The organism is Deltaproteobacteria bacterium (assembly GCA_019308905.1).
Classification (GTDB): domain Bacteria; phylum Desulfobacterota; class BSN033; order WVXP01; family WVXP01; genus JAFDHF01.
Genome location: JAFDHF010000054.1, coordinates 19071 through 28823 on the forward strand (window position 1 = coordinate 19071; position 9753 = coordinate 28823).

General features: G+C 58.4%; 9 protein-coding genes. 6 read left to right on the forward strand and 3 right to left on the reverse strand.

What is annotated here, in order from left to right; genetic code table 11:
* The first annotated feature begins 88 nt into the window (after positions 1 to 88).
* The gene (locus JRJ26_15520; GenBank protein ID MBW2058895.1) at positions 89 to 418 is read left to right on the forward strand and encodes an EthD family reductase; all 330 of its coding nucleotides are present in this window, start codon (positions 89 to 91) and stop codon (positions 416 to 418) included.
* A gap of 89 nt (positions 419 to 507) precedes the next feature.
* On the opposite strand, the gene JRJ26_15525 is transcribed toward JRJ26_15520, so the two are convergent.
* The 3 genes from JRJ26_15525 to JRJ26_15535 are packed head-to-tail and all read right to left on the reverse strand — an operon-like array spanning position 508 to position 5484.
* Complete coding sequence (locus JRJ26_15525; protein MBW2058896.1) at positions 508 to 2007, reverse strand: rhamnulokinase; 1500 nt, start codon at positions 2005 to 2007, stop codon at positions 508 to 510.
* A gap of 21 nt (positions 2008 to 2028) precedes the next feature.
* Complete coding sequence (locus tag JRJ26_15530; protein ID MBW2058897.1) at positions 2029 to 3447, reverse strand: class II aldolase/adducin family protein; 1419 nt, start codon at positions 3445 to 3447, stop codon at positions 2029 to 2031.
* 27 nt (positions 3448 to 3474) lie between these two features.
* On the reverse strand, positions 3475 to 5484 hold the full coding sequence (locus tag JRJ26_15535; GenBank protein ID MBW2058898.1) for a hypothetical protein: 2010 nt from the start codon (positions 5482 to 5484) through the stop codon (positions 3475 to 3477).
* A 682-nt stretch (positions 5485 to 6166) separates the two neighbouring features.
* On the opposite strand from JRJ26_15535, the gene JRJ26_15540 reads away from it, so the two are divergent.
* The 5 genes from JRJ26_15540 (at position 6167) to JRJ26_15560 (ending at position 9711) form a co-directional block, all read left to right on the forward strand.
* Positions 6167 to 7825: an FGGY-family carbohydrate kinase gene (locus tag JRJ26_15540; GenBank protein ID MBW2058899.1), complete on the forward strand. Its 1659-nt coding sequence runs from the start codon at positions 6167 to 6169 to the stop codon at positions 7823 to 7825.
* Between the two features lie 45 nt (positions 7826 to 7870).
* Positions 7871 to 8278, forward strand: coding sequence for an OsmC family protein (locus JRJ26_15545; protein ID MBW2058900.1), 408 nt, complete (start codon positions 7871 to 7873; stop codon positions 8276 to 8278).
* A gap of 364 nt (positions 8279 to 8642) precedes the next feature.
* On the forward strand, positions 8643 to 9203 hold the full coding sequence (locus JRJ26_15550; protein MBW2058901.1) for a cupin domain-containing protein: 561 nt from the start codon (positions 8643 to 8645) through the stop codon (positions 9201 to 9203).
* Between the two features lie 20 nt (positions 9204 to 9223).
* Positions 9224 to 9562, forward strand: a complete 339-nt coding sequence (locus tag JRJ26_15555; protein ID MBW2058902.1) for a 2-amino-4-ketopentanoate thiolase — start codon at positions 9224 to 9226, stop codon at positions 9560 to 9562.
* Positions 9538 to 9711: a hypothetical protein gene (locus JRJ26_15560; GenBank protein ID MBW2058903.1), complete on the forward strand. Its 174-nt coding sequence runs from the start codon at positions 9538 to 9540 to the stop codon at positions 9709 to 9711. The genes JRJ26_15555 and JRJ26_15560 overlap by 25 nt, the downstream gene beginning before the upstream one ends.
* The last annotated feature ends 42 nt before the right edge of the window (positions 9712 to 9753 follow it).

Genomic DNA, 9753 nt, shown 5'->3' on the forward strand with positions numbered 1-9753 from the left:
TTCCATCCGGCGCCCGTAGCGCGGCCCGAATAAAGGGGGAAAAAGCAGCCGGATTCCTGAAGAACGACCGGGGAAGAAAGGGGAACCCATGTCTCAGCCTGTAAAACTGATCGCCCTGTTGAAGGCAAAACCAGGCATGAGCCTGTCCGACTTCGAGAAACGCTGGATTGGAGATCATGCTCCACTGACCTTGAAGTTCAAGAATCTCAAAGCCTATCGGATCAACGTGGCTATCGAAGAGTACCAGGAGATCGAAGGCGACCTGCCATTTGACGGCATCGCCGAGCTCTGGTGGGACTCACTGGAACAGATGCAGGAAGACTTCGCCTCGCCTGAAGCCGAAGCTGCTGTCGCCGACGCCGACACTTTTACCGTAATCCGCACCCATATCTACTGCCGGGAATTCGTCCTCAAGTGAGGAACCGGGGAATCCACAGCCGGCCAACCGGCCCGTGATCCCGGGCTGTCCCCACACAAGACGGCCCTCCCGGGGCCGACAGAGAGATTCTAGCGATCTCCCCCCTCGAAAACGAGTCCTCTGAACCGGGCGAGAGCCTCCTGCCAGGCCGCCCGTGATCTTGGTTCATAGGTCTGCTGCCTGGTGGAGGCTGAAATGGCCCGGCGGCCCTCTGTAACGGCGGCCAGGTGGCCCGTAGCAACGGCCTGCAGCAGGATGTTGCCCAGTGCCGTGGCCTCCACCGGCCCTGCCACCACCTGGCGCTCACAGGCATCTGCGGTAAACTGGGAGAGCAAGGGGTTCTGACTGCCTCCGCCGACGAGCCTGATAGTCTCCAGATGCCGCCCCGTGAGGGTCTCCAGATCATCGAGTACCAAACGGTGTTTCAGGGCCAGGCTCTCGAGGCAACACCTGGCAGTCGGACCAGGCCCGATCGGCTCGGGCTGTCCGGTTCTCCGGCAGTAGGCTCTGATAGCGGCGGGCATATCGCCTGGCCCGATGAAATCGACGGCATCAGGATCTATCAGGGCGACAAAGGGCTCTGCCCTCTCGGCCAGGGCCAGGAGTTCCTCCCAGGTATGGGAGAGACCTTCCCGTTCCCACTGGCGCCTGCTCTCCTGGAGCAACCAAAGACCAGCCAGGTTCTTCAGGAGTCGAGTCTTTCCGGCCACACCCCCCTCGTTGGTAAAATTCAGGGCCAACACTCGATCGTCCACGAGGGGCTCGTCCACCTCCACACCCATCAGACTCCAGGTACCGCTGCTGATATAGACGCTCCGTTCGTCCAGCCCCGGTACGGCAGCCACGGCGCTGGCCGTGTCGTGGCTGCCCGGTGCGATCACCGGGATGGCCCGGCCGAGGCCCACCTCGGCCGCCAAATCGAACCGCATCTCACCGAGGATCGTGCCCGGAGCAAGCACGGGCGGAAGGAGGTGGGTGGGAATCCCCAATCGGGCGAGCAGTTCCCTGGCCCATTCTCCCCTGCGGATGTCGAACATCTGGCTCGTGGTAGCTATGGTGAACTCGGATGCCTTACGGCCGCTCAGCCAGTAATGGAAGAGGTCCGGCAGCATGAGCAGTGTGTCTGCCACCGCGAGTTGGGGATCACCTGTCTCGACCATGCTGAGGAGTTGGTACAGGCTGTTCAACTCCATGAACTGGACACCTGTCTGCTCGAAGATCTCGCGGCGTGAGACCCTTTGAAAGGCGACCTCCATCATCCCCCGGGTGCGCGGGTCCCGATAGGAATAGGGGTTGCCCAACAGGCGACCGGCGGAATCGAGCAGGGCGAAATCCACCCCCCAGGTGTCCACACCGATACCTGCCAGACGGGTATGGAACCGACCGACATACCGGGCGAGACCCTCTCTGACTTCCTGCCAGAGACGCAGCACATCCCAGTGCTGGTGGCCAAGGATCCCCACAGAACCGTTGGCAAAGCGGTGCAACTGCACCACGTCAAAGGTTCGCCCGTTCCAGCGGCCCAGCACCACCCGACCGGTGGAGGCTCCCAGATCCACGGCAAGAAAGTCGATGGTTTCCCTCTCCATGGGACCTCCCGTCTCCGGGCTTCAAGGGGTTCTCGGTTCAAAGGATCTGAGGGAAGGACCGCCGAGGACCCTCTGGTTGAGAAAGACCTCCATCCGGAACCTGGCAATCCTCTCGGCAGAGGCCGCATTGTGGGCTGCCTGTTCCAGGCTCGTGTCCCCCACCGAGATGACCCCATAACCTGCCACAATGCAGCAGCCCTTGTGCCACCGGAGCATGCTCAGAATCGGATTGCCGGGACTCAGGTCGGTCAGCTCTGTCATATCCACCAGGCCGAGCCTCGGGTTGAGATACATGGCTTCCGCATCGATGGGAACCACTACCGGGTGGTGCTCAAAGGTATAAGGGGTGTCAGGTCTCCGGCCCAGCAGGGGATCCAGACCGAAGGTCTCGGCCATTACCGCCATCCCCTCGGCCGTGGCCAGGGGACTGGATGTAATCATGCAAGTCCTGTAGTTCGTGTTGTTATAGATCAGCTTATGGAGCGCCTCATCGGCCGTGTCTCCCTCACCGGGTTCAAGAGAGAGCCGGTTGAGAGGGAAGTCCATCCCTTCCGGGGCGGCGGACATGGGGCAGTAAATCATCGCCCCGGCAGTCACCTTCTGGCTCATGGAGCCCGTTCCGTAGGCACCGATCCTGAAATTGTAGTTGTAATGAAGCCAGTAAGCAAAATCGGCTTTCGTGGCCTCGTCATCGATCTGGCAGGTCACCGGCTCTCCCGGGGCCGGAAGACGGGGAACAAGGGGGAAGACCGAATCCGGGCCCCCTGTCATGATCTTCTCCTGAATCGCTCCCAACTCAACACCCCGGCGCCTCAGATTGAGGGCCAGCGAAGCGCTGCCCTCAAGGACGCTCAGCCGGTAGAGACAATCCTCAAGGGAAGTACCCCTGCAAAAAGGCCCGTGCCCCCTGATCAGGGTGAGGGGAGACTCTGCCAGGTACTCAGGGACTCTCTCCTCCATCTCCGCCGACCCCACCGGCTGCCGGTAGGTGCCGACCTTCACTCCCCTTGCAGCATATGCACCGAAAAGGTCCACCGGCTGGAAGAGGAACTCCTCTCTTCCCCTTTTGTCCTTGCCGAGGTATGTGAGGAAAATCTGTTTTTCCGCCGAATCAAAGGTGATGACCGTACAGAGGATATGATGGCAGTGGATACAGGCCCTCACCCCCGGGAGGCTCAGGATCCTCCTGTGAACGTTGGATTCGGAAGAGGCTCTGGCATCTCCCCAACTGACCCGGGAAAACCGGAGGGGAACGATGTCCCTGGGGGTGAGAGCACCTGATTGCGAACCGGAGGCGGTGATGTAGAAGACGTCCGGATCTTCTGGATCACGGAGTGAGAGATTCCCGCTATGGGTGTTGTTTCCATCCACCCGCTGGATGGCCGCCCCCAGAGTGGAGAATTTCCTGTAGATCCCTGCCCTGTTTGCCGTGGTTGACATGGGGCCGCCCTCATCCCCTTCCCGGTTTCAGGAAGGGACAAATCTGTCCTGGAGGATCTCAAGAAGGTCGAGTTCCCTCAGTGTCGACTCCCTCGGAATCCCCTCCTCATCCCACCCCATGGCTCCGTAATACTCCCGGTGCATCCGGGCAAATGCCTTTCTGTTGCATGCCACAGAATGTCCTTCCACCTCGATCTCTTCGTTGTAAAACCTCTCTGGGAGCCAGTCGTCCTTGGAAGTCAGGCCTGCCAGGATATTGAAGATCCTCTCAAGGGTGAGGGTCCGCCAGGCGATCCTCTCTAGAGTACCGGCATTGCAGTCGAGGCCGGTAACGCTACGCATCAGGCCGGCGAACTCATCGAGAGTCAGGGAAAGAGAGGAAAAAGCGCAGGTGCCGATGACATCCATCAGGGTATTGCCGAGAGCCGCGTTCTTTGCCACGAGGGCTGTCCCCTCGATTCGTTCTCCCGGCCACTCTGCCCACCCTGCGCAATAGGCCCTTATCGCGGTATACCCGTTCTCCAGGTGGCACCCACCCCGGTTGCACATCTCGTAAGAGAGGGCCTGGACAAAAGTGGCCCTGGGGTCGTAGGCAGGCAGCTCCAGCTTCTTCACGGTCATCGACAACTCCGGGTGGCCGTACCTCCGGCAAAACCGGTAGGAACCCTCGGCCAGCATCCTCCCGATACCCTCTGATTTCCCTATGGCATGGACCAGGGGCACGAGGATCTCCTTCCTGCCGAACCTGGGTTCTCCATGCGCTACAACGAACTCCTGGACATCCCGGAGGAATTCCCTTTCGAGAGAAGTGATGCCTTTCCCCTTTGCTTTGACCACGGAATAGAGCTCGAAAAATGCCGCAATCGTGGCGCCCAGGGAGATGGTATCGAGTCCGTACCGGTTCGCCCAGTAGTTGGCCTCTGTGATCGTCACCAGATCATAGATCGAGAGATCGGCACCGAGAAGAGCCACCGTCTCGAACTCCGGTCCTTCTCCCTGATCGAGTATCCTGCCCTGGGCATCTCGAATCCTCGTTATCCTGCCACACGCAATGGGGCAGTTGTAACATGCTCCCTTTCTGACCTCGATTCGATTCCGGCCTGAACCGGCGGCGGCCGAATGCATCCTCAAGGCTTCACCGCTGATCCTTTCGACCCCTTCTGCGGGGTGATTCGTATCCCTCATGTTGTCATGGACGAGCTCGTCAAAGGCAGCCACCATCCCGAGGATACCCAGGGTCCCCATGGAGGGAAGGATGCCGTAGTTCTCTTCTCTTCTGGTCAGCTTGCCGACATCGATCTTCATCTTTACCTTGAATCCGATCCCATCTTCGGCATGGGGCCGGAGTCCTCCAGGATCTGCGGTCTCGATCGACCGAGACCCATCCGGACAGGCCACAACGGCCAGGAGATTCTTCGAACCGAAAACAGCTCCGCCCCCACCCCTGCCCAGGGCCCTTCCGCGGTCGTTCATGATGGCCGCGATTCTCGAAAGCCTGCGGCCGGCCTCGCCAACGGCCATGACCCTCGCTCCCCTGGGAGCCTCTCGGAGCAGGCGCCCTGTGATCTCCTCGACATCGAGGCCCAGAAATTCCTTTCCCTCCAGGAACTCCACTCCCTGGGAAGTGATGACCAGGCAGACAGGCGTCTCTGATCTGCCGGTAATCCGGAGGACGTCGTTTCCGGTCTTCTTGAAGGCCACAGCCCAGTGACCGCCCGAGTTGGAGCTACCCAACCCGCCCGTCAGGGGCGATTTGAAACTCACATGGAACCGCCCGGAGGTCGGCACGGGTGTTCCCGTTGCGGGTGAGGTCGAGAAGATGAGAGGATTATCTTCCGACAGGGGGGATACCTCTCGGAAGGCGTTTCCGTATCTCCCATCCCTCTCCAATCTCATGAAGTGTTCAACCAGGAGGGCGATCCCCAGGCCCCGCCCTCCGAAAAGGCGATCCCTCAACCGCCCTTCGAGAGGATCCTGTCTGAAGCGCCGCCTGGCCAGGTCAACGGTCAGCACATTGCCCATGTATCCTTTCGGCATGCCTCCCGGCTCATCTTTCACAGAAGGCTTCCCTCCCTCCGGCTCCGACGGCAGAAGAGCCCTTTCATTCCTGGAACCTCTTACCTCCTCCAATGATACCCATCGTCCTCGTCACATGGACCACTCCGCTCGATCCCTGCAAAAGCCCGATCCAAGGGGAAAGGCGGGCAAGATCTCTACGCGAGATCATGGATAACTACCTACCATGATCACGGGGAAATTTCACCCCCGGCTCCCCTAGGGGATTACAGAACCCAGCGTCAGGGTCTCACTCCCCTCGGCTCGGTTTATGATTTTATCCTCAACGCGGTGAAGGGTTTGTCAATTACGTGATGAATCAACTATTATTGCCTAACCGGCTTGTCATTCTGAGAAGCAGGACGACGAAGAATCTCGCATTTGTTTCGATCATTCAGCCGAGCAGCAGAGATTCTTCGCTCCCCAGGACCGCTCGGGCTTGACCCTTCACTCGGTTCAGGGCAGGCTCCTGAGCAAAGCGAAGGAATGACACGGCAGCCGGGTAGTCTGAGTTTGCGCAGGTGAAGATAGATGGTGGATCAGGGTTGGATCTCCGGCTTGCCGAACCGAGGAAATTATGGGAAAGTTTCCCGTAAAGACCCTACAGGGCCCAGACCAGAGAGTCCTGCGAAAGGGGCCATAGCCGGATGGGGGAGGAGAGGAGATGGAAAAGATATTCCTCGGCGTCGATGTGGGGACCGGAAGTGTTCGGGTGGGAGCCTTTGATCCGCAGGGGAGACTCAGGGGCAGGGCAGACCGTCCCATCAGGATCTGGAGACCCGGGCCGGACATGGTCGAGCAGTCATCGGAGGACATCTGGAGAGCAACCTGCAGGGCCACCCGTGCATGCCTCCGGACCGGAAGGATCGATCCCGGACAGGTTCGAGGGATCTCCTTTGATGCCACCTGTTCTCTGGTGGCTCTCGGTGACGGTTTCGAGCCGGTAACCGTCTCGCCGACGGGAAAGGAGAATCAGAACATCATCGTCTGGATGGATCACAGAGCCGTCCAACAGGCCGAACGGATCAACCGTACAGGCCACGAGGTTCTACGCTACGTGGGAGGAAGGATATCCCCGGAGATGGAACCTCCGAAGCTGATGTGGATAAAGGAGAACCTGAAAGAGACCTGGAAGAGGGCGAGACGTTTCATGGATCTTGCAGACTACATGGTCTACAGGGCCTCGGGAAGCGACATGAGGAGTCTCTGCACCACTGTGTGCAAGTGGACCTACCTCGGCCACGAAGGGGCCTCCGGAGGATACCGGCACGATTTCTTCGAGGAGATCGGCATTCCGGATCTTTTTGAAGGCAACCGTGTTCCTCCCGGGGCCCACCCCATGGGAGAGGTGGCAGGGGAGCTCACGGGGGACGCCGCAAAAGGGCTCGGCCTGAGGGCCGCCGGGGTCACCGTAGGGGTCGGCATAATCGACGCGCACGCTGGCGGAATCGGGTTGCTGGGGTCGGTTCTGGAGGATTCGGAAGCCGCCGAAAACCCCTTCGATCATGCCCTTGCTCTGATTGCCGGAACCTCTTCGTGCCACATGGGCGTGTCTCCCTCTCCGAGGTTCATTCCGGGGATCTGGGGTCCCTATTATGGAGCCATGCTTCCAGGCATGTGGCTGAACGAGGGGGGACAATCGGCCACAGGATCGCTCATCGACCTGGTCGTCACGAACAACTCGTCCTATGATGAAATCCTCAGAAAGGCCAGGGCACAGGGATCGGACGTCTATACGGTCCTGAACCGCATGGTCTTGAGATTGAAAAAGAAAGGCGGTCTCCCCATTGTCGCCGAGCTCCATGTGCTGCCGTACCATCACGGGAACCGGTCACCCAGAGCGGATCCCCTTGCCCGGGGGATGATGAGCGGGCTCACCCTGAGCCAGACTCCGGAGACTGTCGCCCTCTGGTACTATGCCACAATACAAGCCCTAGCGTATGGGACGCGGCACATCATCGAGGCGATGAACGCCCACGGTTACAGGATCGATCGGATCCTCCTGTGCGGCGGCCATCTGAAAAACAGGCTCTTCATCCAGGAGAACGCGGACGTCACGGGATGCGAAGTGGTCATCCCGAAAGAACCGGAAGCGGTTCTCTTGGGAACCGCCATCCTGGCGGCTGTGGCGGCGGGGGAGTTTTCAGGGGTTCTCCAGGGGATGAGGGCAATGTGCGGCGCGGGGAAGGTATTCCGCCCCGATCTTTCTACCCGGCCCTTTCACCAAAGAAAGTACGAGGTCTTCAAGGAGATGTACGAGTTCCAGAAATCGATGCGCGAGAAGATGGCAATGGCGATGCAGGGTCAACCCCAGGACCCTTGAGGTCCAGGCCGGGACGACCCGTTACGATCAGAAGGAGGATGATTGATGGGCAAGACGGTTTTGCTGACCCAACAGGAGGGAGTTCGTTTTTCTGCGAAATGCGGAGACAATGAGATCGTTATCGACTGGAAAGAGGAAGACGGGGGGACGAACCGGGGTATGAGCCCTGGAGAGCTCTTCTGTGCATCCCTTGGCGCCTGCACGGTCATGAACGTGGTGCGGTATTACAAGACCGTTGGGATACCGCTGGAAGGGGTGAAAGCAGAGGCAACCTATGAGGGAGACGAGAAGAACTCGCGGGCCACGAGGTTCGAGATCCGGATCTCCTTACCCGTGGGGATGCCCAAAAGGGAAAGGGCGGTGAGAAAGGTTGCGGACCTCTGCTATGTCAAGAAGACCCTTAGGAATCCACCGGAGGTGACTGTCAAGATCGAGGGGCCAGGCTTTGACTGAGCCGGAGCCCGGACACTGAGAAAGGCCCTGTTGCTTTCAGGGTCGAACGGTAAGCCCCCCTGTGCCCCAGGCATGACAAAAAAACGCCGGGGCCGCACCGCTTGGAGAGGCCGGGAGGAGAGGGGGGTGCCGTATCTCTGAAAAATTACAGTATTTATGAAAGAACCTAGACCGGGGAATTCCTTGTCCAGAGGCGATTTTGGTGAAAAAGAATTTCAGTATTTAGAAATTTCTTGACAGAATTTGTAGAATTAGTTAAAACCAAATTACTCAGAACGGTCGTGGGAAAAAGAATCCTTTACACGACTCGTCTGAACCTATGAAGGGGTGTGATGCTGAGAATACGTTCTGACTAGTGAGACCCATGAAAGATCCCTATGCAGAGTCAAGGGGCGCAATGATTCGCAGGCTCAGGAAATCGCAGAGCCTCACCCTTGCAAATCTCGCCGAAAAGACGGGGCTCAGCCTGAGTTTTCTCAGTCAGGTCGAAAGAGGGATCATCAACCCGTCTATCAATTCTCTTCGGAGAATCGCTCTCGCCTTGGGCACGCCCGTCAGTCATTTCTTTGATGAAACCGAGTCAACCAGAGGGCCCGTTGTAAGAAAAAGCGAGCGAAGAGTTCTCATCAATCGAGATTCCCGGTTGGTCTATCAACTGCTATCCTCGGATCCGAATCACCGGATCGAATTCCTCCTCAGTAGACTTGAAATCGGAGCCTCGAGTGTCGAGTTTCCCATGGCCCACAAGGGTGATGAGGCCGCTCTTGTCCTTCAAGGAGAAGGCAGGTTCGAATTCGGCGGGGAGAGATTCGACCTGAAGGAGGGAGACTCGATCTATATAACCGAAAACACGCCGCACAGGTTCACCAACATAGGGAGCGTTCCTCTTATTATCGTCTCAGCCATATCGCCCCCTGGCTTTTAGATGAAAAGGAGCAGCACACCATGACGGACGCAAAAAGAGGAGATCTGGTCAAGATTCATCGGATCATCCTGGAACCGGATCAGAGGCCTGATACCCTTCCTGACTCTACCAGAGCCGTCCCCTATGAAGCCTGGATCAAGGGCTTTCTCCTGGATGAAGAGGCCGAGATCGGAGAAGAAGTCAGGATCGAGACGCTTATTGGAAGAGAGATGTCAGGGACGCTCTGCGAGGTCAACCCTATCGACGATCACAGCTTTGGAGTAGCACCAAGGGAACTGCTGCCGATTGGCAAGGAGGCAAGAGGTCAATTGACCGGACGGGAAGGGAAGGGAGAATGGACGTCAGCTACTCCGGAATAATGTCGAGGAAAAAGGACATTCTCATGAAGGCAACGGGGATCGACTACGGGAAGTTTGAGATATCCCCCATCTCCTTTGACTATGAAGGGCTCATGGCTTCATCAGGCTATCGGTTGGAAGAGGTGCAGCGCATCCTGAGAGAAACCTGAGTCGGGACGACACCGCTCGTCGAACTCAAGAACGTGACAGAG

Excerpts from the sequence above, each read along its gene's own strand:
- JRJ26_15520 (MBW2058895.1), top strand. The coding sequence starts at position 89 with ATGTCTCAGCCTGTAAAACTGATCGCCCTGTTGAAGGCAAAACCAGGC.
- JRJ26_15525 (MBW2058896.1), bottom strand. The coding sequence starts at position 2,007 with ATGGAGAGGGAAACCATCGACTTTCTTGCCGTGGATCTGGGAGCCTCC.
- JRJ26_15530 (MBW2058897.1), bottom strand. The coding sequence starts at position 3,447 with ATGTCAACCACGGCAAACAGGGCAGGGATCTACAGGAAATTCTCCACT.
- JRJ26_15535 (MBW2058898.1), bottom strand. The coding sequence starts at position 5,484 with ATGCCGAAAGGATACATGGGCAATGTGCTGACCGTTGACCTGGCCAGG.
- JRJ26_15540 (MBW2058899.1), top strand. The coding sequence starts at position 6,167 with ATGGAAAAGATATTCCTCGGCGTCGATGTGGGGACCGGAAGTGTTCGG.
- JRJ26_15545 (MBW2058900.1), top strand. The coding sequence starts at position 7,871 with ATGGGCAAGACGGTTTTGCTGACCCAACAGGAGGGAGTTCGTTTTTCT.
- JRJ26_15550 (MBW2058901.1), top strand. The coding sequence starts at position 8,643 with ATGAAAGATCCCTATGCAGAGTCAAGGGGCGCAATGATTCGCAGGCTC.
- JRJ26_15555 (MBW2058902.1), top strand. The coding sequence starts at position 9,224 with ATGACGGACGCAAAAAGAGGAGATCTGGTCAAGATTCATCGGATCATC.
- JRJ26_15560 (MBW2058903.1), top strand. The coding sequence starts at position 9,538 with ATGGACGTCAGCTACTCCGGAATAATGTCGAGGAAAAAGGACATTCTC.